The 23147-nt window shown below is 73.0% G+C and carries 20 protein-coding genes and 1 riboswitch; of the genes, 17 read left to right on the forward strand and 3 right to left on the reverse strand.

The window, feature by feature from the left end:
- Positions 1-194: 194 nt before the first annotated feature.
- From rpsM to truA, 6 genes are all read left to right on the forward strand, one after another.
- Entirely contained in the window at positions 195-575 is a 381-nt protein-coding gene (gene rpsM, locus O7603_RS25020) for a 30S ribosomal protein S13 (RefSeq protein ID WP_130340099.1), read from the forward strand.
- Positions 576-705: 130 nt separating this feature from the next.
- Entirely contained in the window at positions 706-1113 is a 408-nt protein-coding gene (rpsK, locus tag O7603_RS25025; protein ID WP_076466649.1) for a 30S ribosomal protein S11, read from the forward strand.
- A gap of 13 nt (positions 1114-1126) precedes the next feature.
- Complete coding sequence (gene rpsD / locus O7603_RS25030) at positions 1127-1753, forward strand: 30S ribosomal protein S4 (protein ID WP_281572202.1); 627 nt, start codon at positions 1127-1129, stop codon at positions 1751-1753.
- A 99-nt stretch (positions 1754-1852) separates the two neighbouring features.
- The gene (locus tag O7603_RS25035) at positions 1853-2875 is read left to right on the forward strand and encodes a DNA-directed RNA polymerase subunit alpha (protein WP_120684293.1); all 1023 of its coding nucleotides are present in this window, start codon (positions 1853-1855) and stop codon (positions 2873-2875) included.
- A gap of 34 nt (positions 2876-2909) precedes the next feature.
- Entirely contained in the window at positions 2910-3476 is a 567-nt protein-coding gene (gene rplQ, locus O7603_RS25040) for a 50S ribosomal protein L17 (RefSeq protein WP_281572203.1), read from the forward strand.
- 79 nt (positions 3477-3555) lie between these two features.
- On the forward strand, positions 3556-4386 hold the full coding sequence (truA, locus tag O7603_RS25045; RefSeq protein WP_281572204.1) for a tRNA pseudouridine(38-40) synthase TruA: 831 nt from the start codon (positions 3556-3558) through the stop codon (positions 4384-4386).
- 184 nt (positions 4387-4570) lie between these two features.
- On the opposite strand, the gene O7603_RS25050 is transcribed toward truA, so the two are convergent.
- Positions 4571-5740: a hypothetical protein gene (locus O7603_RS25050; RefSeq protein ID WP_281572205.1), complete on the reverse strand. Its 1170-nt coding sequence runs from the start codon at positions 5738-5740 to the stop codon at positions 4571-4573.
- A gap of 144 nt (positions 5741-5884) precedes the next feature.
- On the opposite strand from O7603_RS25050, the gene O7603_RS25055 reads away from it, so the two are divergent.
- The 4 genes from O7603_RS25055 (at position 5885) to O7603_RS25070 (ending at position 10028) form a co-directional block, all read left to right on the forward strand.
- On the forward strand, positions 5885-6490 hold the full coding sequence (locus O7603_RS25055; RefSeq protein WP_281572206.1) for a methyltransferase: 606 nt from the start codon (positions 5885-5887) through the stop codon (positions 6488-6490).
- A gap of 41 nt (positions 6491-6531) precedes the next feature.
- A complete protein-coding gene (locus O7603_RS25060; protein WP_281572207.1) occupies positions 6532-8211 on the forward strand; it encodes an ATP-binding cassette domain-containing protein in 1680 nt (559 codons plus the stop codon).
- Positions 8196-9005, forward strand: coding sequence for a nucleotidyltransferase domain-containing protein (locus O7603_RS25065; protein ID WP_281572208.1), 810 nt, complete (start codon positions 8196-8198; stop codon positions 9003-9005). The genes O7603_RS25060 and O7603_RS25065 overlap by 16 nt, the downstream gene beginning before the upstream one ends.
- Before the next feature lie 78 nt (positions 9006-9083).
- A complete protein-coding gene (locus O7603_RS25070; RefSeq protein WP_281576799.1) occupies positions 9084-10028 on the forward strand; it encodes an aldo/keto reductase in 945 nt (314 codons plus the stop codon).
- A gap of 229 nt (positions 10029-10257) precedes the next feature.
- Here O7603_RS25070 and O7603_RS25075 read toward each other — a convergent pair whose 3' ends face one another.
- On the reverse strand, positions 10258-10803 hold the full coding sequence (locus O7603_RS25075; RefSeq protein ID WP_281572209.1) for a hypothetical protein: 546 nt from the start codon (positions 10801-10803) through the stop codon (positions 10258-10260).
- Positions 10804-10875: 72 nt separating this feature from the next.
- Positions 10876-16713, reverse strand: a complete 5838-nt coding sequence (locus O7603_RS25080) for a ThuA domain-containing protein (RefSeq protein ID WP_281572210.1) — start codon at positions 16711-16713, stop codon at positions 10876-10878.
- Between the two features lie 332 nt (positions 16714-17045).
- Positions 17046-17155, forward strand: a riboswitch (TPP riboswitch).
- On the opposite strand from O7603_RS25080, the gene thiE reads away from it, so the two are divergent.
- The 7 genes from thiE (at position 17150) to thiC (ending at position 23131) form a co-directional block, all read left to right on the forward strand.
- On the forward strand, positions 17150-17776 hold the full coding sequence (gene thiE, locus O7603_RS25085; RefSeq protein WP_281572211.1) for a thiamine phosphate synthase: 627 nt from the start codon (positions 17150-17152) through the stop codon (positions 17774-17776). It overlaps the preceding riboswitch by 6 nt.
- On the forward strand, positions 17770-19041 hold the full coding sequence (thiO, locus tag O7603_RS25090; protein WP_281572212.1) for a glycine oxidase ThiO: 1272 nt from the start codon (positions 17770-17772) through the stop codon (positions 19039-19041). Before thiE ends, thiO begins: the two co-directional genes overlap by 7 nt.
- Positions 19032-19232, forward strand: coding sequence for a sulfur carrier protein ThiS (gene thiS, locus O7603_RS25095; RefSeq protein ID WP_281572213.1), 201 nt, complete (start codon positions 19032-19034; stop codon positions 19230-19232). The genes thiO and thiS overlap by 10 nt, the downstream gene beginning before the upstream one ends.
- The gene (locus O7603_RS25100) at positions 19229-20008 is read left to right on the forward strand and encodes a thiazole synthase (protein WP_281572214.1); all 780 of its coding nucleotides are present in this window, start codon (positions 19229-19231) and stop codon (positions 20006-20008) included. Before thiS ends, O7603_RS25100 begins: the two co-directional genes overlap by 4 nt.
- 89 nt (positions 20009-20097) lie before the next feature.
- On the forward strand, positions 20098-20739 hold the full coding sequence (locus O7603_RS25105; protein WP_281572215.1) for a thiamine phosphate synthase: 642 nt from the start codon (positions 20098-20100) through the stop codon (positions 20737-20739).
- Positions 20736-21521, forward strand: coding sequence for a bifunctional hydroxymethylpyrimidine kinase/phosphomethylpyrimidine kinase (gene thiD, locus O7603_RS25110; RefSeq protein ID WP_281572216.1), 786 nt, complete (start codon positions 20736-20738; stop codon positions 21519-21521). Before O7603_RS25105 ends, thiD begins: the two co-directional genes overlap by 4 nt.
- A 17-nt stretch (positions 21522-21538) precedes the next feature.
- Positions 21539-23131, forward strand: a complete 1593-nt coding sequence (gene thiC, locus O7603_RS25115; protein ID WP_281572217.1) for a phosphomethylpyrimidine synthase ThiC — start codon at positions 21539-21541, stop codon at positions 23129-23131.
- Positions 23132-23147 lie beyond the last annotated feature (16 nt).

Below are 23147 nucleotides of genomic sequence, written 5' to 3' on the forward strand. Positions count from 1 at the left end.
ATGCTCGTCCCAGCCGCGAGCAGTACGCATCAGACGTACTCCTTCGTTGCTGACCCCCGGTCGGAGGCCGGGGCCCGCTCGGGCAGCGACCGACTCCCGGTCGCCGGCGCGCACCGCGCCGGGGCAGGAGCCGGCCGTGAGCGGGGCGGGACGGGTGCAGACCTCCGCCACAACTACGAGGAGCACGCCCGCACATGGCACGTCTAGTCGGCGTCGACCTCCCCCGCGAGAAGCGGATGGAGATCGCGCTCACCTACATCTTCGGCGTGGGTCGCACCCGCGCTCTGGAGACGCTCGCCGCCACCGGCATCTCGCCGGACAAGCGCGCCCGGGACCTCACGGATGAGGAGCTCGTCCAGCTCCGCAACCACATCGAGGGCAACTACAAGGTTGAAGGCGACCTGCGCCGCGAGGTCGCCGCTGACATCCGCCGCAAGGTCGAGATCGGCTGCTACGCGGGTATCCGGCACCGCCGGGGCCTGCCCGTGCGTGGCCAGCGGACCAAGACCAACGCGCGGACCCGGAAGGGCCCGAAGCGGACCGTGGCCGGCAAGAAGAAGCCCGGCAAGAAGTAGTTCTTAAACCGGAATTCCGGTCGGCCGCCGTCGAGCGAGGCCGGACTCCAACTCGAGCCGACGTCTACGCACGTAGCGGGCGAGAGACCGGAACCCGATCGAGAACCCCAAACAGGAGCGCAAGAGACTTATGCCACCGAAGGCTCGTGCCGGAGCCGCCGTCAAGAAGGTCCGGCGCAAGGAACGCAAGAACGTCGCCCACGGGCAGGCGCACATCAAGAGCACCTTCAACAACACCATCGTGTCCATCACGGACCCGACCGGTGCCGTCATCTCCTGGGCCTCCGCCGGCCAGGTCGGCTTCAAGGGCTCGCGCAAGTCGACCCCGTTCGCCGCGCAGCTGGCCGCCGAGGCCGCCGCTCGCCGGGCGATGGACCACGGCATGCGCAAGGTCGACGTGTTCGTCAAGGGCCCCGGCTCCGGCCGGGAGACCGCCATCCGTTCGCTGCAGGCCGTCGGGCTGGAGGTCGGGCAGATCTCCGACGTCACCCCGCAGCCGCACAACGGGTGCCGTCCGCCGAAGCGTCGTCGGGTCTGAGAGGTAGAGAGAGATGGCTCGTTACACCGGTGCTGACTGCCGCCGTTGCCGGCGGGAGAAGATGAAGCTGTTCCTCAAGGGCAGCAAGTGCGATGGCCCGAAGTGCCCGTTCGAGTCCCGGCCGTTCCCGCCCGGGCAGCACGGCCGCGGCCGCACCAAGGAGACGGAGTACCTGCTCCAGCTCCGCGAGAAGCAGAAGGCCCGCCGCGTCTACGGCGTGCTGGAGAAGCAGTTCCGCGGTTACTACGAGGAGGCCGTGGCCAAGCAGGCCAAGACCGGTGAGGTCCTCCTGCAGATCCTCGAGTCGCGGCTCGACAACGTCGTCTACCGGGCCGGCTACGCCAAGTCTCGCGACATGGCCCGCCAGCTGGTCAAGCACGGCCACTTCACGGTGAACGGCAAGAAGGTCGACATCCCGTCGGCCCGCGTCAAGGAGCACGACATCATCGAGGTCCGGGGCAAGAGCAAGGAGCTCACCCCGTTCATCGTGGCGCAGGCCGAGGCCGGCTCGAAGTCGGTGCCGGCGTGGCTGGAGGCGATCCCCAGCCAGATGAAGATCCTCGTGCACTCGCTCCCGGCCCGCCAGGTGATCGACACCCAGGTCCAGGAGCAGCTGATCGTCGAGCTCTACTCCAAGTAAGAGCTCGTTGCGGTGGCCCGTCCCTCAGCGGGCGGGCCACCCGGAACAGTTTGTGTCGTGGGCGTCATATAGCGGGCGCCCCGGAAGAGAAGAGAAGAAATGCTCATCAGCCAGCGACCGTCTCTGTCCGAAGAGTCGATCAACGAGACCCGTTCCCGGTTCACCATCGAGCCGCTGGAGCCGGGCTTCGGCTACACCCTGGGCAACTCGCTGCGGCGTACGCTGCTGTCGTCGATCCCGGGCGCGGCAGTGACCTCCATCAAGATCGACGGCGTGCTGCACGAGTTCACCACGATCCCCGGTGTCAAGGAGGACGTGGTCGAGCTCGTCATGAACATCAAGGAGCTGTGCGTCAGCTCCGAGCACGACGAGCCGGTCAGCATGTACCTGCGCAAGCAGGGCCCGGGCGACGTGACCGCGGGTGACATCCAGCCGCCGGCCGGCGTCTCGGTGCACAACCCGGACCTCAAGCTCGCCACTCTGAACGGCAAGGGCCGGCTCGACATGGAGCTGACCGTCGAGCGGGGTCGTGGCTACGTGACCGCGGCGCAGAACAAGCAGGCCGGTGCCGAGATCGGCCGGATCCCGGTCGACTCGATCTACTCGCCGGTGCTGAAGGTGACCTACCGCGTCGAGGCGACCCGCGTCGAGCAGCGGACCGACTTCGACCGGCTGATCATCGACGTCGAGACCAAGCCGTCGATGGGCCCGCGCACCGCGCTGGCCTCCGCCGGCTCGACGCTCGTGGAGCTCTTCGGGCTGGCCCGGGAGCTGGACGAGACCGCCGAGGGCATCGACATCGGGCCGTCCCCGCAGGACGCCCAGCTGGCGGCGGACCTGGCGCTGCCGATCGAGGAGCTGGACCTGACCGTCCGCTCCTACAACTGCCTCAAGCGCGAGGGCATCAACACCGTTGGTGAGCTCATCGGGCGTACCGAGGCCGACCTCCTCGACATCCGCAACTTCGGCCAGAAGTCGATCGACGAGGTCAAGATGAAGCTCGCCGGGATGGGTCTGGGGCTGAAGGACTCGGCCCCGAACTTCGACCCGGCGCACGTCGTGGACGCCTTCGGCGAGGCCGACTACGACACCGACGACTACCGCGAGACCGAGCAGCTCTAGTTCCCGCTGCCGCCACATCTGAGGAGCACCGAGAATGCCCACGCCCACCAAGGGTCCCCGCCTCGGCGGCAGCCCCGCGCACGAGCGGCTGATGCTGGCCAACCTGGCCACGTCGCTGTTCCAGCACGGCAAGATCCAGACCACCGAGACCAAGGCCCGGCGGCTGCGTCCGCTCGCGGAGCAGCTGATCACCAAGGCCAAGCGCGGTGATCTGGCCTCCCGGCGTCGGGTGCTCGCCGTCGTCAAGGACAAGGACGTGGTCTACGCCCTGTTCGACCAGATCGCGCCGCGGTACGCCAACCGCAACGGCGGCTACACCCGGATCGTGAAGACCGGTCCGCGCAAGGGTGACGCCGCGCCGATGGCGATCATCGAGCTGGTCGAGGAGCTGCAGGTCGCCGAGCCGAAGGCGAACAAGAAGACCGCCGCCCGCAAGGCCGCCCAGCAGGACAAGGTCGAGGCGCTCGCCCCGGCCGAGGAGGCCCCGACGTCGGCTCCGGCCGACCAGGACTCCGAGGCGCCGGTCTCGGCGTCCGGTGACACCGCCGCCGCCCGCGAGGACAGCGACGAGGCCGCCGAGGGCACCGAGAACAAGGCCTGAGCGCAGGCAGCATCCATCGTCGGGCCCGGCATCCCTTCCTGGGGTTGCCGGGCCCGACGCCGTGAACGGGAGGTACGAGGTGGACGAGCGGACCCGGCTGCGGTTGGACGTGTCGTACGACGGGACCGACTTCTCCGGTTGGGCGGCCCAGCCGACCCGGCGGACCGTCGCCGGCGTGCTCGTCGAGACGCTCGACCTCGTGCTCGGCGCGGGCACCGCGACGGGCCTGACCGTGGCCGGACGCACCGACGCCGGCGTGCACGCGAGCGGGCAGGTCTGCCACCTCGACCTGCCGACGGAGGTCTGGCGGGAGCGGGAGAGCGCGTTGCTGCGTCGGCTCGCCCGGTTGCTCCCGACCGACGTACGGATCCGGGCGATCACCGAGGTGCCGCCCGAGTTCGACGCCCGCTTCTCGGCGACCTTCCGCCGCTACGAGTACCGGGTCACGGACGCGCCGTACGGCGCCGAGCCGCTGCGTCGGCACGAGATCCTGGCCTGGCCGAAGCCTCTCGACCTCGACGCGCTCAACACCGCGGCGGCCGGTCTGGTGGGGGAGCACGACTTCGCCGCGTACTGCCGGCGCAAGGAGAACGCCACCACGCTGCGCGAGGTGACCCGGCTCGACTGGCGGCGCGGCGCGGACGGCGTGCTCGTCGCCACCGTGCAGGCGGACGCGTTCTGCCAGGCGATGGTCCGCAGCCTGGTCGGTGCCATGCTGGTCGTCGGCGACGGCCGCCGCCCGGTCGAGTGGCCGGCCAGCCTGCTGTCCCGGCGGGAACGGTCCAGCGAGGTGACGGTGGCGCCCGCACACGGGCTGACCCTGGTGGCGGTCGGCTACCCGGACGGCCCCGCCGAGTACGCCCGCCGCGCCGACCTCACCCGCCGGCTGCGCGTGCCCGCCGAGAGCTGACCCCGCCCGCGCGACGGCCCCGTACCCGCCCGCGCACCGGCCCCGGAGCCGCCGGCGGGCGCACCGGTCCGGACCGCGTCCGCTCGCGGCGGCCCCTGACCGCGCCCGCTCACGTCGCCACCCCGGACATGCCGCGGGTGCGCGGCCCCGTGGCCCACGCACCCGCTGACGTTGCGTCCGCCGGTCAGTCGCCCGGCAGGTTCTCCGTGCCGTCCTGCGCCCCGGTGCTCTCCGACGGCGCGGGCGTGGGCTGGCTCGCCGTGCCACCCGCCGCCCGCCGCTCCAGGACCCCCCGGTTCAGGTGCAGCTCGATCATGTCGAAGAGGATCTCGCGCACCGCGGTGTCGCCGGACCGGATCGTCTCGCCGTCGGTGCGGGCGACCACGGCGTACGCCAGGTAGTGGCCGCGTACCTGCCAGCCGACCCGGGCCGGCGCGGTGGCGATCGCCTCGCTGTCCTGGCCGGCCGCCATGCCCCGGAAGCGGCCCTGCCGCTCGTCGAGCAGCTGCCGGATCCGGTCCCGGGCCCGCTCCGCGCTGGCCCGGTCGGTCAGGTTGAACAGGCCGGTGGTGACCAGGTGGGTGCCGTCGGCGCTGCGCAGCGTGGCTCGCACCACCTGGTTGCAGCCGAGCCGGACCAGCAGGTCGGCGACCTCGTCGGTGGCCGCGACCGCGCAGCTGCCGCTGGACTGGGTCTTCAGCACCTGGTACGCGGGCTGTCCCTCCGTGGCCACCAGCTCCTTGCCGGCGAAGAGCTCCTTGGCGGTCAGCGGCGCCTGGTCGGTGTCCCGCGAGTCGAGGGGGTGCTGGTCGGGCTCCGCCGAGGGATTGGCACCGGCCTGGTAGCTCGGGGTCGGCTGGGGCTGCGGTGTGCGGTCGGCGAGGAGAGCGGCGGCGGCGAGCCCGCAGAGCGCGAGCAGCACGAGGACGGCCGCGCCGCCGATCAGCACCTGCCAGAGCCGGCCCCCGCCGCCGCGCCGGACCGGCGATGGCTCGACCGGCGGCGGCGCCGCGTGCACCTGAGACGGCGGCTCGATCGGCGGCGGCGCCCCGTAGGTCTGCGGGTGCGGTGGCTCGACCGGTGGCGGTGCCCCGTAGGTCTGGGACGGGGGTGGCGTGCTGTAGGCCTGCGGGGGCGGCGACACCGGCGCCGGCACCTCGGCCCGGACTCGCGGGGGCTCGGGGGGCGACGCGGGCAGCGCCAGCCGCGTCGAGCGGGGCAGCGACGGCGTGGGAAAACGGGACGGGGAGGGTCCCGTGGGCGGAGGCGGGCCGGCGCCGAGCATCGACAGGTCGGACCCGGGCTCCGGGTACTCCACGAAAGCGTCCTCATCGGACTCGTACCGATACACCATGCCGCCCAGAGTAGGAGTGATTGTCCCTTTAGGTGGTAATAATGGGAAATTGCGAATTCGGCCGTGTCGGATCATGCTCGCCAGCCGCCGATGGGGCGCGGGCCGTCGCAGGCCGGCCAGCCGGGCGGTGCGAGAATTGCCGGCGTGACCGGCGACCACTACTTCACCGCTGAACCGACCACCGCCGACCGTCGGCGCGAGGTCGAGTTCAGCGTCGCCGACCACGACTACACGCTCGCCTCGGCCAGCGGCGTCTTCTCCGCCGACCGGCTCGACCCGGGCACCGGCGTGCTGCTGCGCAAGGCCGACCTGCCCACCCGGGCCACCACCGGAGACCTGCTCGACCTCGGCTGCGGCTTCGGGCCGATCAGCTGCGTGCTGGCGACCAGCGCGCCGGCGGCCACGGTCTGGGCGGTCGACGTCAACGAGCGGGCCCGCGCGCTCACGGCCGCCAACGCGGAGCGGATCGGAGTCGCGGAGCGGGTCCGGGTGCGCGCGCCCGACGACGTGCCCCAGGATCTCCGGTTCGACCAGCTCTGGTCGAATCCGCCCATCCGGATCGGCAAGGACGAGCTGCACGAACTCCTGCTGCGCTGGTTGCCCCGGCTCGCCCCGGACGGCGTCGCCTGGCTGGTGGTCGCCCGCCACCTCGGCGGCGACTCGCTGCACCGCTGGCTCGTCGACCAGAGCTGGCAGGTGGAACGGCACGCCAGCCAGAAGGGCTACCGGGTGCTGCGCGTCAGCCGGTAAATGGATGTACCGGCCGCCCTGGGCTGAGGCAGGATCCCGGCGTGGGATACGTGGACGTGGCAGCGGTCGGGCACATCCTCCCCGACGGCCGGGAGCTCTTCGCCGACGTGTCGTTGCGGGTGGGGGAGGGCGCCAAGGTGGCGCTGGTCGGGCCGAACGGCGCGGGCAAGACGACGCTGCTGCGGATGGTCGCCGGCGACCTGCCGGTGAAGACCGGCACCGTCGCGCGAGCCGGCGGGCTGGGCGTGATGCGGCAGTTCATCGGCATGATCGGTGACGAGTCGACGCTCGCCGACCTGGCGCTTTCGCTCGCCCCGCCTCCGCTGCGCGCGGCCGGCCGGCGGCTCTCCGACACCGAGGCGGCCATGCGGGCGGCCGAGGTGCGCGGCAAGTACAGCTCCGCCGCCGGCAAGGCGCAGCTGGCGTACGCCGACGCGCTCGCCGCCTGGGGCGAGGCCGGCGGGTACGACGCCGAGGTGCTCTTCGACACCGTCGCCACCATCGTGCTCGACCTGCCCTGGGAGAGCGCCCGGGAGCGTCCGGTCCGGACCCTCTCCGGCGGGCAGCAGAAGCGGTTCGCGCTCGAACTGTTGCTGCGGGGCCCGGACGAGGTGCTGCTCCTGGACGAGCCGGACAACTTCCTCGACGTGCCGGGCAAGCGGTGGCTGGAGGGTCGGCTGCGCGAGTCGGCGAAGTCGGTGCTCTACGTGTCGCACGACCGCGAGCTGCTGGCACGTACGGCCGACCGGGTGGTCGCCGTGGAGGGCGGCAGCGCCTGGGTGCACCCGGCCGGCTTCGCCAGCTGGCACGAGGCGCGGCTGGCCCGGCACGCCCGCCTGGACGAGCTGCGGCGGCGCTGGGACGAGGAGCACCAGAAGCTGCGCGAGTTGATGCTCATGTACAAGCAGAAGGCCGCGTACAACGACGGGATGGCGTCGCGCTACCAGGCAGCGCAGACGCGGCTGCGCAAGTTCGAGGAGGCCGGGCCACCGCCCGTACCGCCGAAGGACCAGGATATCCGGATGCGGCTGACCGGCGGGCGCACCGGCAAGCGTTCGGTGATCTGCGAGAAGTTGGAGCTAGACGGCCTGACGTACCCGTTCGACCTGGAGATCTGGTATGGCGACCGGGTCGCGGTGCTCGGCGCGAACGGCACCGGCAAGTCGCACTTCCTGCGGCTGCTGGCCCGCGGTGGCAGCGATCCGGACCCGACGAACGGCCCGGTCGACGGCGGGCTGGCGCTGGCGCCGGTGGCGCACGACGGGGTCGCCCGGCTCGGCGCCCGAGTCCGTCCCGGGCACTTCTCCCAGACCCATGACCGGCCCGAGCTGATGGGGAAGACGCTGGTCGAGATCCTCTGGCGCGGCGACGAGCACCGGGCCGGCATGGACCGGCACGCCGCGATGGCCGCGCTCAGCCGGTACGAGCTGGCCGGTCAGGGCGACCAGCGGTTCGGCACCCTCTCCGGTGGGCAGCAGGCCCGGTTCCTGGTGCTGTTGCTGGAGCTGTCCGGGGCGACCCTGCTGCTGCTCGACGAGCCCACCGACAACCTGGACCTGGCCAGTGCCGAGGCGCTGGAGGCGGGCCTGAACGCGTTCGAGGGGACCGTGCTGGCGGTGACCCACGACCGCTGGTTCACCCGCACCTTCGACCGGTTCGTGCTGTTCGGCGGCGACGGTGAGGTGGTGGAGACGCCGGAGCCGGTGTGGGACGTGGGGTGAACCCGGCGGAGCTGGCCGCGCGGCTCCGCGCCGTCGACGGGGTGGTGGCGGTGGCGCTGGGTGGCAGCCGGGCGCGCGGCGCGCACCGACCGGACTCCGACTGGGACCTCGGTCTCTACTACCGGGGCGAGCTGGACGTGCCGGGGCTGCACGCGGTGGCGGCGTCCGTCGCCGACACCGAAGCCGAGCTGACCGCACTTGGCGGCTGGGGGCCGTGGGTCGACGGCGGCGGGTGGCTGACCGTCGGCGGGGTGGCCGTCGACTGGATCTACCGGGACCTCGACCGGGTCCAACGCGTCTGGGCCGACTGCCGGGCCGGCCGGTACGAGGTGGGCGTGCAGGCCGGCCACCCGCTCGGCTTCTACTCCCACGCCTACGCCGGCGAGGTGGCACTGTGCCAGGTTCTCGCCGACCCGACCGGCGAGCTGGCCGCGCTGCGGGACGAGACGCAGGCGTACCCGCCGGCGCTGGCCGACGCGCTGGTGCGCGGCGGGTGGGAGGCGGGGTTCCTCCTCTCCGGCGCACGCAAGGGGGTCCCGGCCGGCGACAGCGCGTACGTCGCCGGCTGCCTGTTCCGGGTGGTGGGGGTGCTCGTCCAGGTGCTGCACGCCCGGGCCGGGCGGTGGCTGGTGAACGAGAAGGGCATGGTCGCCTCGGCCGGGCGGTTGCCCGGCGCGCCGCCCGACTTCGCGCACCGGGCGCAGGCGCTGCTCGGCGGCGTCGGGCGCGCGCCGGCCGAGCTGAACACCACGCTGGACGCCGCTCGCCGGCTCTGCGCCGAGGTGCTCGGCTGAGTCGGGGATCACCCACCGGATCAGGCGCCGACCCGCTGCGACCCGCCGGGCGGACATAGGGTTGATCTCGTGACTGAGATGACCTACCGCCGACTGGGCGACTCCGGGCTCGTAGTGTCCGTGGTCGGCATCGGCTGCAACAACTTCGGCCGCAAGCTCGACCTCGACGGCACCCGCGCGGTGGTCGACGCCGCGCTCGACGCCGGGATCAACTTCTTCGACACCGCGGACATCTACGGCGAACCGCAGGGCGGCTCGGAGGAGCAGCTCGGCGCCGCGCTCAAGGGCCGCCGTGACGACGTGGTGGTGGCCACCAAGTTCGGCATGGACATGAACGGCCTGAACGGGCCGGACCACGGCGCCCGCGGTGCGCGCCGCTACATCGCCCGGGCCGTCGAGGCGTCACTGCGCCGGCTCGACACGGACTACATCGACCTCTACCAGATGCACGAGCCGGACCCGGGCACCCCGATCGACGAGACCCTGGCCGCGCTGGACGACCTGGTCCGGGCCGGCAAGGTGCGCTACCTCGGCAACTCGAACTTCACCGGCTGGCAGATCGCGGACGCCGACTGGGTCGCCTCGTCCAACGGCCGCTCCCGCTTCATCAGCGCGCAGAACCACTACAGTCTGGTGGAACGCTCGGTCGAGGCCGAGGTCATCCCGGCCTGCGAGCGGTTCGGCCTCGGGATGCTGCCGTTCTTCCCGCTGGCCAACGGGCTGCTCACCGGCAAGTACAAGCGCGACTCCGCGCCGCCCGCCGGCAGCCGGCTCTCCGGCGGCGGCCGTTACGCCGCGCGGCTCGCCGCGGCGGACTGGGACACCATCGAGTCCATCAGCGGGTACGCGGACGAGCGCGGTCTCAGCATGCTCCAGGTGGCGATCGGCGGGCTGGCCGCCCAACCGGCCGTGACCTCGGTGATCGCCGGCGCGACCACGCCCGAGCAGGTGCGCGCCAACGCCGCCGCCGGCACCTGGCAGCCCAGCGACGAGGACCTGGACGCGCTGCGCGCCATCCTCTGACCCGCTGCGGCGCCTCGGCCGGCCCGGTCCCTCGCCTGCCGGCGGTGGCGCCCCCGGGCCATCGGGCCCGCGGCCAGCCGGGCAATCGCCGCCGGCGGTGGCGCCCCGGGTCGCCGGGCCTGCGCGATCAAGGGATCGCTGCCGGCGGTAGCTCCGTGAACGTCATGACGCAGAGGCATATTTATGCCTCTGCGTCATAACGCTCGCTAGGGTTGGCGCTACCCGACGCTCACTCCGGGCGTGCTCGGCGGCGGGTGACCAGCATCGCGACCGCCACCACCGCGGCGGTGAGCACGAGGCCGGCGACCGCGATCGGCCACCACCCGCCGCCCGCGTCGGGCCCGGCGGCCCGGGTCCCGTCCGCCGGCGCGGTCACCGCGACCGGCGCCGGAACCGGGGGCGACTGGGCGGTCTTCGCCTCCACCTGGGCGGTGGCCTCGCTCTTGTGCGGCGCCGGGGCGCTCACCGTCACCCGCCAGCGGCCGGGGGAGAGGACCGGGCCGCTGGCGTAGAAGCCCTGCCCCTCGGCCGCCGGCTCCAGTTGCAGCGGGCCGACCTGCCGCCCGTCCGGGCCGGCGGCGGTGAGGGTCAGCCGTACCACCTTGTCCAACCGGTGACCGTCGGAGTAGACGGCCTGCACGGTGACCCCGTCGGCCCCGTCGCCGGCCACGGTCAGCTTGAGCTTGCCGGTGTGCGCCGCGGCGGGAGCCGAGGCCAGCAGGGTCAGCGCCAGTCCGACGATCAGGGCGGCGAACGCCTTCCAGGTACGCGTCACGGACGTCTCCTCACTGCGGGATGAGGGAGGCCCCTCCCCGACGCCGGAGCGTCGGGGAGGGGCCTCGTCGGATCAGAGCCGGCGGCCGGGGGCGAGCCGGGTGGCGTCGCCACCGAGCCGTCCCGCACCGTCGACCGATGCGCCGTCGTTCGCCTTGACCCCGGCCTTGCTGGCCGCGCCGCCGAGCCGGACGATCATGGCGTCGGCGTCCCGGATCAGGACGTCCCGGACTTCGGCCTCCGGCACCAGCTTGGTGTCGGCGGCGAGGGTCCGGAACTCGGTCAGCTGCTTGACGGCCTTCTTGTCGTTGCCGGCGGCCTCGGACTTCCGGGCGTCGCTGAGCTTCGCCGACAGCTGCTTGTGCGCCTTCGCCGACAGCCGCCCCGTCGCCTTGAACCGGTCCAGCAGGTTCTGCAGGTCCCGGAACGAGGTGGTGACGAAGAACCGGACCTCCGAGGTGGTCTGGTTGCCGGCCTTGTCGGTCGCGGTGACCGTCAGCTCGTGCAGGCCGAGTGGCAGCTCGTACATGGCCTGCAACGTGCCGCTCGCGTACGGCCGGCCGTCCAGCTGACCGACCACGCTCGCGAGGCCCGACGTCGGGTCGACGGCCTGCCAGGACACCCGTACGTCCTGGCTGTCGCCGTAGAGCTGGCCGTCGGCGATCCCGGACACCAGCAGCGTCGGCTTGGTGCCGTCGATCCGCAGCACCGCCGACTTGAGCGTCTCGGCGTTGCCGGCGTTGTCGGTGGCCCGGAACAGCAGCTCGTGCTGCCCGTCGCCGGTCACCTCGACCGGCGCCGAGTACGGCGTCCACGCGCCACCGTCCAGCGACCACTCCACCGCCTTCACCCCGGACCCGGCGTCGGTCGAGGTCAGCACGACCGGGATGGTCCCGTCGTGCCAGCCCTCGTCGTTGGCCGGCGCGAACGACGCCGAGGTGACCGGTGCGGTCGCGTCGATCTTGACCGCGACGGTCTTGGTCGGCTCCACGTTGCCCGCCTGGTCGGTGGACCGGAACCGCACCTCGTGCGCGCCGTCCCCGGTCACCTGCACCGGACCGGTGTAGTCCGTCCAGGTGGTGGCCCCGTCCAGCTGGTACGCGGTGCCCGCGAGCCCGCTGCCGCCGTCCTCGTCGGCGGCGGTCAGCGTGACCGTGACCGGCCCGGTGTGCCAACCGGCGGTCGGCGTGCCGGAGACCGCGGCGGTGGTCACCGGAGCGGTCTCGTCGGCCGTCTCGGTGCTCAGCCGGAAGTAGTCGAACCCGGCCGTCTTCGAGGCGGTCTGGTTGGCGCCGAGGGTGAACAGACCGACCTTCGGGGTGGCCCCGACCGCGGTGTTGGTGAGTGCCGTCAACGCGGTCCAGGTCGTCCCGTCGGCCGAGTACGACGCGGTGAAGGTGTCGCCGCTGCGGGCCAGCCGCAGGTACCACACCGAACCGGTCAGGTTGCCCGCCTCCGGCTGCGGGTTCTGCACCGCGCCGCCGATCTCGCTGCGGAACTCGATCCGCCGCGTCACCGGCTGGCCGGGCTGGTTGTCGACGATGTAGTCGAACTTCAGGTAGTTGTCGTCGTCGGCGTGCACGATGAGGCCGGCCTGCTGGTACTGCTCGTTCAGCAGACTGCCGTCGACCTTCGTCTCCAGGGTCCAGTCGCCGGACGGCGCGTTCTGGAGGATGAAGTTCGCCGGCCCGGTGTTGCCGGAGCCGTAGATGTCACCGTTGGGCACGTCGATCCGCAGCGCGCCGCCGGTGACCCGGTAGCCCGCCGGGTTCTCCCGCAGGATCGCGTCCCACCGGCACTTGTCCAGCGTGTCGCCGGTGAACTCGTCCGACGGCTGGACCGGCCCGGCCGGCTCGTCCGGCGCGACCTGGAACCAGTCGAAGGCCGCCTCGACCACCGGCGCGTCCGTGCCGCCGTTGAGGGCGAAGAGCCCGATCCGCGGGTTGGTGATGCCGGCGAGCGCGGCCGAGCGGCCGACCGGCGTAAAGGTCTGCCCGTCGGCCGAGACGGCCGCGGTCAGGTTCGTCCCGTCACTGGTCAGTCGCAGGTGCAGGGTGTCGCCGACCGGCGCGGCGACGCTGTCGGCGGCCTCGTTGCGCGGCGCGCCGGCGGTCTCCCGGATGAACTCCACCCGCCGGCTGCCCGAGTAGAGCAGGTCCAGCTTGGCGTAGTTCTCGTCGTCGCCGTAGATCAGCAGGCCGGCCTGCTGGTAGTTGGCCGTCACCGGCAGGGTGACCCGGGTGGTCGCCTGCCAGGCCCCGGCCGGCGCCGGCTGGAGCACCAGGTTGGTGGCGTCGTTGCGGGCGCCGTAGAGGTCGCCCACCGCCGTGGGCAGCCGCAGCGCGCCGTCCGAGACCGAGTAGAGCTGGTTCTCCCGGACCACGCTCCAGCGGGCCTTGTCGAGGCTGGTGCCGGTGAAGTCGTCCGAACGCGCCCCGAAGCAGGACGTGTTCGGCGCGTCCACCCGCACCGGCACGGTCGCGTACGACTTGGCGCCCTTGCTGTCGGTCACCGTGAGGGTGGCGGTGAAGGTGCCGGGGCTGGTGTACGTGTGGCTGGCGTCCAGGGTGGACGCCGTACCCCCGTCACCGAAGTCCCAGGCGTACGTCAGCGGGGTGTCCCCCTCGGCGTCGGTGGCCGTGCCGTCGAACGCGACGGTGACCGGCGCGGTGCCGGTCGCCGGCGTGGCGGTGGCGCTGACCACCGGCGGCGCGTTCTCGGTGACGCCCCGGCCGAGGAAGTCCATCCAGTTGACGTTGAGCAGCGACCCCGCGCCGCCGCCCGGGTCCTTGGCGACGAAGTACAGCGAGCCGCTCGCGGCGCCGGTGACCGGTGCCGTCACGTCCGTGTACGTCTGCCACGCGCCGGTGCCCGGCACGGTGGCCGATGCCACCAGCGGCCCGTCGACCGCGCCGGCCCGGACCTCGATCCGGCCGCCGGTGGTGGCCGAGGCCGCCCGGAACCGGATGTCGGTGATGTTCGTCAGGTTCGCCGGGCTGAGCGACCACCAGTCGCCGTCCTCGATGAACCCGATGTTCTGGCCGCCGCCGGCGGTGTCGCCGGTGGTCTCCCGCTGCACGCCCGGGTCGCCGCCGCCGGTGCTGCCCGGCGCGCGGCCGGTGGCGGTGAAGTACTCGGCCTGCTTGCGCTTGGGCTGGAGCTGCTCGATGGCCCGACCGGTGAGCGGGCCGGCCCCGCCGGTGCCGCCGTTGTCGGTGTAGGTCGCCTCGAAGACGCTGAAGACGTTGGCCTCGGCGCCGTGCCCGGAGGCGAGCGAGGTCTGGACCGTGCCGGTGCAGCCGGTGTGCTGCTCCAGCGGGTGGGCGTGCTCGTCGTGGCCGAGCAGCACCTGGAGCTGGACCCGGTCGCAGTCGATTTCCCCGTCCTCCGGGTCGGTCACCTTGACCGTGTAGCGGACCTGGTCACCCCAGTCGAAGAAGCCGCCGTCCGGCGGGAACTCGATCGTCACCGTCGGCGCGGTGTTGCCCACGGTGATCGGCACGTTCGCCACCGCGGTGCGGCCCTTCGGGTTGGTGACGGTGAGCTGCGCGGTGTAGCTGCCCGCGGCGGCGTAGGTGTGCGTCGGGTTGGCCTCGGTGGAGGTCTGCCCGTCGCCGAACGCCCACGCGTAGGTGAGCGTGCCACCGTCGGGGTCCCGGGAGCCCGCGCTGGAGAAGGCCACGGTCAGCGGCGCCGGCCCGGAGGTCGGGGTGGCGGCCGCGACCGCGATCGGCGCACGGTCACCGGCGATGTAGTCGATCCGGTAGACGCCGGAGTTGTCGTTGTTGCCGCCGAAGCCGCTGCCCCACTCGATGAGGTAGAGCGCGCCGTCCGGGCCGAACTCGAAGTCCATCGGACGGATCAGGCTCATGCCGGTGAGCAGCTGGTTGATGTCCACCAGCGACTTGCCGTCGGCGGTCACCTGCATCGTGTACATCTTCGACTGGTTCCACTCGCCGAAGAGCGCCTTGCCGTCGTAGTACGCCGGCCACTTCCGCTCCGAGTTGAGGTCGGCGTCGTACCGGTAGACCGGACCGCCCATCGGGGCGCCGCCGCCACCGATCTCCGGGAAGAGCGGGTTGCCGCTGTAGTCGTAGTCGACGGTCGCCGGGATGACCGGCGGCAGGGCGGTGAGGCCGGTGTTGTTCGGCGAGTTGTTCACCGGCGCCGCGCAGTCGAACTTCGGACCGCTCGGGCCGGACGGGAACGTGTAGTCGTTGTAGGCGTAGTTGGCCCCGGTGCAGTACGGCCAGCCGTAGTTGCCGGGGGTGCCCACGATGTTCCACTCCACCGTGCCCTCGGGGCCCCGGTTCGGGTTGGCCGCGTTGGCGTCCGGCCCATAGTCACCGACGTAGAGGGTGTCGGTGCCCAGGTCGATGCCGATCCGGAACGGGTTGCGGAAGCCCATGGCGAAGATCTCCGGCCGGGTCTTCTCGGTGCCCGGCGGGAAGAGGTTGCCGGCCGGGATGGTGTACGTGCCGTCGTCCTCCGGGTGGATCCGGAGCACCTTGCCGCGCAGGTCGTTGGTGTTGGCGGAGGTGCGCTGCGCGTCGTAGTCCTGCCGACCCGGCCGCTCGTCGATCGGGGTGAACGCGTCCGACTCGAACGGGTTGGTGTTGTCTCCGGTCGCCAGGTAGAGGTTGCCCGCCGAGTCGAAGGCCATGCTGCCGCCGGCGTGGCAGCAGGTGTTGCGCTGGGTGTCGACCCGCAGCACCTGCTTCTCGCTGGCCGGGTCGATGGTGTCGCCGGTCACCGTGAACCGAGACACCAGGTTGCGCGCGACGCCGTCGTTCGGGGCGTAGTAGAGGTAGACCCACTTGTTGGTGGCGAAGTCCGGGTCGAGCCGGATGCCGATCAGGCCGTCCTCGTTGCCGGTGAACACGTCCAGGTCGACCGCGGTGACCGTGCTGCCGGTGTCCGGCTTCACGATCTGCACCCGGCCGTCGCGCTCGATGTAGAAGACCCGCCCGTCCGGGGCGATGTCCAGCTCCATCGGGTTGCTGGTGTTGCTGTCCAGCGTGACCTTCTCGAAGCTGGCGGTCTTCGAGGCGCCGCAGTCGGCGTCCGCCACACCCGCGGCGGTGCGGATGCCGCCGAGCAGGTGACCGAGGAACTCCGGCTCGGCGTACGACTCCCGGGTGTGGCCACCACCCGTGTACCAGGATCGGCCGCCGTCGAAGTCCTGGCACCAGGCGATCGGGTGGTCGGCGCCCATCGCGCCGGCGCCCGGGGCGTAGCTGTTCTCGTCCAGGCTGGCCAGCACGTGCACGTCGGGCCGCGGGTTGGACTGGTAGTTGTACCACTCGTCGAACCGGGACCAGCGCTCCGGCAGCCCCGCGGTCGCCGGGTGGGCGTGGTCCTCGACCTTGACCGTGGCCTGTTGGTTCGCCGGGTGGCTGGCGAAGTACGCGCCGACCAGGTCGCCGTACCAGGCCCAGCTGTACTCGGTGTCCGAGGCGGCGTGGATGCCGACGTAGCCGCCGCCGGCGCGGATGTAGCGCTCGAACGCCGCCTGCTGCTCGGCGTCCAGCACGTCGCCGGTCGTGGAGAGCCAGATCACCGCCTGGTACTTCGCCAGGTTGGTGTCGGTGAACGCGCCGCCCTCCTCGGTGGTGTCCACCGTGAAGCCGTTGGCCGCGCCGAGCTGCTGGATGGCGGCGATGCCGGTGGGAATGGAGTCGTGTCGGAAGCCGGCGGTCTTCGAGAAGACCAGGACGGAGAAGGGCTCGTCGGCCGCCGCGGCGGCCTGGGCCGGTGTGATCTGGGCCGCGGCCGGGGCGGCCTGGGCGGCTCGTGGGGCGGCCTGCGCGGCGGCCGGAGCCGCCTGGGCGGGCGCGCCGAACAGGCTGGTCGAGACGAGAGCGAGGGACAGGGTCGCGGTGACGGAAATACGGGCACGACGACGGGACACGCCGCCTCCTATGTCGCGGTGGACAGGGATCGCGGGGGCCGGCTCGCCGAAGACCGTCCCAGGTGGAGCCGGTGCGAATGCCGTGCCAGGGCAGCCACGCCGGCATTTTGTCGAATCGCTGAACAAATTAATTCCGCTGGATGCGTGTCGGGCAAGATGCCGGCCGGTAACGGTTTGGCAACGGCAGGCGACATTCCGAACAGGACAGCATGAAGCGACCAGTCGGATTCGCCGTCAGCGCCCCCGAGGGGACGCCGGCAGGGCTCCGCCGCCGGTCCGCCGGCCGCCGCCGACCCCGTCTTGGCAGGCCGGCGGATCTGTCGTACGGTGACCTCAGTACCCACGGGAGCCCGGTGGACCGGGCTGAGAGGGGGGCTGTGAGCCCCCGACCGTCGAACCTGATCCGGGTAATGCCGGCGCAGGGAGGAGCGTTGCCATGCCGTCCCTTGGGCGACTGCATCTGATCACCGACACCCGACCCGGGCGAGATCCGCTCGCCGTGGTCCGGGCCGCCCTGTCGGCGGCCCACGCCGACCTGGTGGTGCAGGTCCGGGTCGAGGACTCCGCCACCGACCGCGAGGCGTACGACCTGACCCGCCGGGTGGTGGCGCTCTGCGCGCCGTACGGAGCCCGCTGCCTGGTCAACGACCGGCTGCACGTGGCGTTGGCGGTGGACGCCGCCGGCGGGCACGTCGGCGCGGACGATCTGCCGGTCGAGGCGGCCCGCCGGGTCCTCGGCCCGACCGCCGTGCTCGGCGCCACCGCCCGGGAACCGGGCACGGCCGCCGACGCCGTCGCCGCGGGCGCCAGCTACCTCGGGGTGGGCCCCTGCCACCCCACCACCACCAAGGAGGGCCTGCCGGCGCCGATCGGGGTGGCCGGCGTACGGGCGATCGCCGAGGCGGTGGACGTGCCGGTGATCGCCATCGGCGGGGTGACCGCGGCCAGCGTGCCGGCGCTGCGGGCGGCCGGGGCGTATGGGGTGGCGGTGGTCGGCGCGCTCTCCGCCGCCGCCGATCCGGCCCGTGCCGCCGCCGAGCTGATCGAGGCGCTGACGTGCTGACCGGCCGGTCCCCGTCGGTGCACGTCGACCGGGCCCGGCCGGACGTGGCGGTGGTGGGGGCGGGACCCATCGGTCTGGCGGTCGCCTGGCGGTGCGCGGCCGCCGGGCTGCGGGTCATGGTGCACGACCCCGCGCCCGGTTCGGGGGCCTCGGCCGTTGCCGCCGGGATGCTGTCCCCGGTCGCCGAGGCGTACTTCGGTGAGCGGGAGCTGACCGGGCTGCTGGTCGAGTCGGCCGCCCGTTGGCCGGCGTTCGCCGCCGAGCTGACCGAGGCGACCGGCGCTGTCCTCGGCTACCGGACCGAGGGCACGCTGATGGTCGGGCTGACCGGGGACGACCTGGCCGAGGCCCGCCGGCTGTGGGCGTACCAGCAGGGCCTCGGCCTGCCGGTGACCCCGCTGCGCCCCAGCGAGCTGCGCGACCACGAGCCGGCGCTGGCCCCTCGGGTGCGGGGCGGCGCGCTGGCCCCCACCGACCACCAGGTCGATCCGCGGCTGCTGGTGCCCGCGCTACGCACCGCGGCCGAGCGGGCCGGCGCGGTGCTGGTGCCGGGCGCTGTGCGGCGACTCGCCGACGTGGACGCCGCCGTCACGGTGGTGGCGGCCGGCTGCGGCGCCGCCGCGCTCACCGGGCTGCCCGTCCGGCCGGTGAAGGGGCAGGTGCTCCGGCTCCGCGCGCCCGACGGCGGCACGCCGGGCTTCCGGCACGTCATCCGGGGGTACGCCGACGGCGAGCACGTCTACCTGGTGCCCCGGGAGAGCGGCGAGGTGGTGGTGGGCGCGACCGTCGAGGAGCGCCGCGACACGAGCGTCTCCGCCGGGGCGGTGCTCCACCTGCTCCGCGCCGCGGTCGAGCTGCTGCCCGAGCTTGCCGAGTACGACCTGGTGGAGACGGTCGCCGGGCTGCGACCCGGCACCCCGGACAACGCGCCGATCCTCGGCCCGCTGCCCGGCCGGCCGGACGTGCTGGTCGCCACCGGGCACCACCGGCACGGCATCGTGCTCACCCCGGTCACCGCCGACCTGATCGCCGACCTGGTGACCGGTGGGCAACCCGACCCACTGCTCGCGCCCTTCCGCCCCGACCGGTTCCCCGGCACCCCCGACGGCGCCGGCTCGGTCGGGCCCGACGACAGGGGGCGAGCCGGCTCCGGCGACGCCGGCTCGGCCGGGGCCGGCGACGGGGGGTCAGGCGGCTCCGGCGACGCCCACCCGGCCGGTTCTGGTGCACGGGAGAAGACGACCGAGGGGGACCTGTGGAACTGACGGTGAACGGTGCCGGGCGGACGGTTCGCGGCGGCGCGACCGTTGCCGACGTGGTGCGGGAGGTGACCCCGCAGCAGCGTGGCGTCGCGGTCGCGGTGAACGGCGAGGTGGTGCCGCGGGCCGGCTGGCCGGCGACCGTGCTGAGCGACGGCGACCGGGTCGAGGTGCTCAGCGCGGCCCAGGGCGGGTGAGCGCGATGCCCTTCGACCTCGGCGGGGTCACGTTCACCTCGCGACTCATCCTCGGCACCGGCGGCGCCGCGAACCTGGACGTGCTGGAACGGGCGATCCGTGCCTCCGGCACCGAGCTGGTGACCCTGGCACTGCGCCGGGTGGACACCGCCCCCGGCACCGGCGGTAGCCTGCTCGAGCTGCTGGACCGGTGCGGCGTCCGGCTGCTGCCGAACACCGCCGGCTGCCGGACCGCCAGCGAGGCGGTCAAGGTGGCCCAGCTGGCGCGGGACGCGTTCGGCACCGACTGGATCAAGCTGGAGATCGCCGGGGACGAGCGGACGCTCCTGCCGGACGGTGTGGAGCTGCTGCGCGCCGCCGAGGAGCTGGTCGCCGGCGGGTTCACCGTCCTGCCGTACACCAGCGACGATCCGGTGCTGGCCCGGCGCCTGGCCGACGTCGGCTGCGCGGCGGTCATGCCGGGCGGCTCGCCGATCGGCTCCGGGCTCGGCGTGACCAACCCGCACCACATCCGGCTGATGCGGCAGGCCGTGGACGTGCCGGTGATTCTGGACTCCGGCATCGGCACCGCGTCCGACGCGGCGCTGGCGATGGAACTCGGCTGCGACGCGGTGATGCTGGCCACCGCGGTCACCCGGGCCGCCGACCCGGTCGCGATGGCCACCGCGATGCGGTACGCGGTCGAGGCCGGCCGCCTGGCCGCCGGCGCCGGCCGGGTCGCCCGGCGCTACCACGCCCTCGCCTCCACTCCGGACGAGGGAAGGCCGGACCTGTGACCCGGCCCGCCCACCGTGGTGCTGCGGTAGATCTTGGCAGGAGTGGGCCCCTGGAGGGAGCCCGATCTTCCAAGATCCGCGGCGACGCGGTGCCGAGCGGGTTGGTGGTGCTCACCGATCGGTGGCAGGCCACGCGACCGCTGGTCGAGGTGGTCGCGGCGGCCGTCGCGGGGGGAGTGCGCTGGGTGGTGCTGCGGGAGAAGGACCTGCCCCGCGCCGAGCGCGCCGCGCTCGCCGCCGACCTGCGAGCGATCCTCGCCGAGGCCGGCGGCACCCTGGTCGTCGCCGGCCCCGACCCGCTCGACGGCGACGCCGTCCACCTGCCGTCGGCCGGCCCGTACCCGCCGCCGCCACTGGGCCTGGTCGGCCGCTCCTGCCACAACCCTGCCGAGCTGGCCCGCCTCACCATCGAGGATTACGTCACCCTCTCGCCGGTCTACCCGACGAAGACCAAACCCGGCTACGGCCCACCACTGCAGCCGGATGGGCTCGCCAAGCTGATCGAGGTCAGCCCGGTGCCGACGCTGGCTCTGGGCGGCATCGAAACCCCCGCTCGGGCACGCGCCTGCATGGAGGCGGGCGCCGCCGGAGTGGCCGTCCTCGGCGCGATCATGCGGGCCGGCGACCCCGCAGTGACAGCCGCCGCCCTGACGAGCGCCCTGGAAGAGGCGGCCACCCCGGGGCCGCGAAGCTGGCAGCCCTCAACCCCCACCACGGGAGCAGGACGATGACCCCACCGGCCGTACTCACCATCGCCGGGTCGGACTCCGGCGGTGGCGCCGGAATCCAGGCCGACCTCAAGGTCTTCGCCGCGCTCGGCGCGTACGGGACCAGCGTGCTCACCGCGGTCACCGCGCAGAACACGCGGGGCGTCGACGCGGTGCTGCCGCTGCCGCCGACCACCGTCGCGGAGCAGCTCGACAGCGTGCTCGACGACTTCGGCGTCCGGGCGGTGAAGACCGGAATGCTCGGCAGCCCGGAGGTCGCCGCCGTGGTGGCCGACGCGGCGCGCGACGGGCGGCTGCCGCACCTCGTCGTCGACCCGGTGCTGGTCGCCACGAGTGGGCACCGGCTCGGCGTCGTCGCCGCGGTCGAGCGGCTGCTGCCGTACGCCCGGGTGGCGACGCCGAACTGCGCGGAGGCGGCGGCGATCACCGGACGCCCGGTGGACGACCTGGCCGGGATGGTCGCCGCCGCCGAGGCGCTCGGCGCCGGCGGCCCGGAGCACGTGGTGGTGACCGGCGGCGACCTCGACGGCGGCGAGGCGGTGGACGTGCTGCACGGCGGCGGGGTCACCACGCTGCTGCGCGCGCCCCGGGTGGCCACCCGGCACACGCACGGCACCGGCTGTTCGTTCTCGGCGGCGATCGCCGTCCGGCTGGCGCTGGGGGACCCGGTGCCGGTGGCGGTCGGGGCCGCCAAGGAGTACGTGCACCGCGCGCTGACCGGTGCGCGGGACTGGGAGTTGGGCGCGGGACGCGGCCCGCTGGACCACTTCGGCTGGTCCGCTTGATCACCAGGGAGGCTGTCATGCAGGCACGACGCAAGGTGTACGTCGAGGGGACCCGGCCGGACGTCCGGGTGCCGTTCGCCGAGGTGGCGCTGACCGGGGACAACCCGCCGGTGCGGCTCTACGACACCTCGGGGCCGGGCTCCGACCCGGAGGTGGGACTGCCGCCGCTGCGCGGCCGGTGGATCGCCGAGCGCGGCGACGTCGCCCCGGCGCGGGGCGGTGGCAGCCCGCTCGCCGGTGTGGACGGCCGGCGTCCGACTCAGCTCGCGTACGCGCGGGCCGGCGCGGTGACGCCGGAGATGGAGTTCGTGGCGATCCGGGAGGGGGTCGCGCCGGAGTTCGTCCGGGACGAGATCGCGGCCGGCCGGGCGGTGCTTCCGCTCAACATCAACCACCCGGAGTGCGAGCCGGCGATCATCGGCAAGGCGTTCCTGGTCAAGGTGAACGCCAACATCGGCACCTCGGCGGTCAGCTCGTCCATCGCCGAGGAGGTGGAGAAGCTGACCTGGGCCACCCGGTGGGGCGCGGACACCGTGATGGACCTGTCCACCGGGAAGCGGATCCACGAGACCCGCGAGGCGATCGTCCGCAACTCGCCGGTGCCGATCGGCACCGTCCCGATCTACCAGGCGCTGGAGAAGGTCGGCGGCGACCCGGTGAAGCTGAGCTGGGAGGTGTTCCGGGACACCGTCGTCGAGCAGGCCGAGCAGGGCGTGGACTACATGACGGTGCACGCCGGCGTGCTGCTGCCGTACGTGCCGCTGGCCGTCGACCGGGTCACCGGGATCGTCTCGCGGGGCGGCTCGATCATGGCGGCCTGGTGCCTGGCGCACCACGAGGAGAACTTCCTCTACACGCACTTCGCCGAGCTGTGCGAGATCCTCGCCCGGTACGACGTGACGTTCTCGCTCGGCGACGGGCTGCGCCCCGGATCGATCGCGGACGCCAACGACGATGCGCAGTTCGCCGAGCTGCGGACCCTCGGGGAGTTGACGAAGGTCGCCTGGGAGTACGACGTGCAGGTGATGATCGAGGGCCCGGGCCACGTGCCGATGCACAAGATCAAGGAGAATGTGGACCTCCAGCAGGAGTGGTGCCACGAGGCGCCGTTCTACACGCTCGGCCCGCTGACCACCGACATCGCCCCCGCGTACGACCACATCACCTCGGCGATCGGCGCGGCGATGATCGGCATGTTCGGCACCGCGATGCTCTGCTACGTCACGCCGAAGGAGCACCTCGGGCTGCCCGACCGGGACGACGTGAAGGCGGGTGTGATCGCGTACAAGATCGCCGCGCACGCCGCCGACCTGGCCAAGGGTCACCCCGGCGCGCAGGCCTGGGACGACGCGCTCTCCAAGGCCCGGTTCGAGTTCCGCTGGGAGGACCAGTTCAACCTCGCGCTGGACCCGGAGACCGCCCGGGCGTACCACGACGCGACGCTGCCGGCCGAGCCGGCGAAGACCGCGCACTTCTGCTCGATGTGCGGCCCGAAGTTCTGCTCCATGAAGATCACCCAGGAGTTGAAGGACTACGCGGCGCGCGGCATGCGCGACAAGTCGGAGGAGTTCGTCGCCGGCGGCGGCCGGGTGTACCTACCGCTGGCCTGAGCCGAGCGGGGTGTCC

Source organism: Micromonospora sp. WMMD812 (assembly GCF_027497215.1).
Taxonomy (GTDB): Bacteria; Actinomycetota; Actinomycetes; order Mycobacteriales; family Micromonosporaceae; genus Micromonospora.

What these genes read in the sequence shown, in the direction of transcription:
- rpsM (WP_130340099.1), top strand. Translation starts at nt 195, where the DNA reads ATGGCACGTCTAGTCGGCGTCGACCTCCCCCGCGAGAAGCGGATGGAG.
- rpsK (WP_076466649.1), top strand. Translation starts at nt 706, where the DNA reads ATGCCACCGAAGGCTCGTGCCGGAGCCGCCGTCAAGAAGGTCCGGCGC.
- rpsD (WP_281572202.1), top strand. Translation starts at nt 1,127, where the DNA reads ATGGCTCGTTACACCGGTGCTGACTGCCGCCGTTGCCGGCGGGAGAAG.
- O7603_RS25035 (WP_120684293.1), top strand. Translation starts at nt 1,853, where the DNA reads ATGCTCATCAGCCAGCGACCGTCTCTGTCCGAAGAGTCGATCAACGAG.
- rplQ (WP_281572203.1), top strand. Translation starts at nt 2,910, where the DNA reads ATGCCCACGCCCACCAAGGGTCCCCGCCTCGGCGGCAGCCCCGCGCAC.
- O7603_RS25050 (WP_281572205.1), bottom strand. Translation starts at nt 5,740, where the DNA reads ATGGTGTATCGGTACGAGTCCGATGAGGACGCTTTCGTGGAGTACCCG.
- O7603_RS25070 (WP_281576799.1), top strand. Translation starts at nt 9,084, where the DNA reads ATGACCTACCGCCGACTGGGCGACTCCGGGCTCGTAGTGTCCGTGGTC.
- thiE (WP_281572211.1), top strand. Translation starts at nt 17,150, where the DNA reads ATGCCGTCCCTTGGGCGACTGCATCTGATCACCGACACCCGACCCGGG.
- thiD (WP_281572216.1), top strand. Translation starts at nt 20,736, where the DNA reads ATGACCCCACCGGCCGTACTCACCATCGCCGGGTCGGACTCCGGCGGT.
- thiC (WP_281572217.1), top strand. Translation starts at nt 21,539, where the DNA reads ATGCAGGCACGACGCAAGGTGTACGTCGAGGGGACCCGGCCGGACGTC.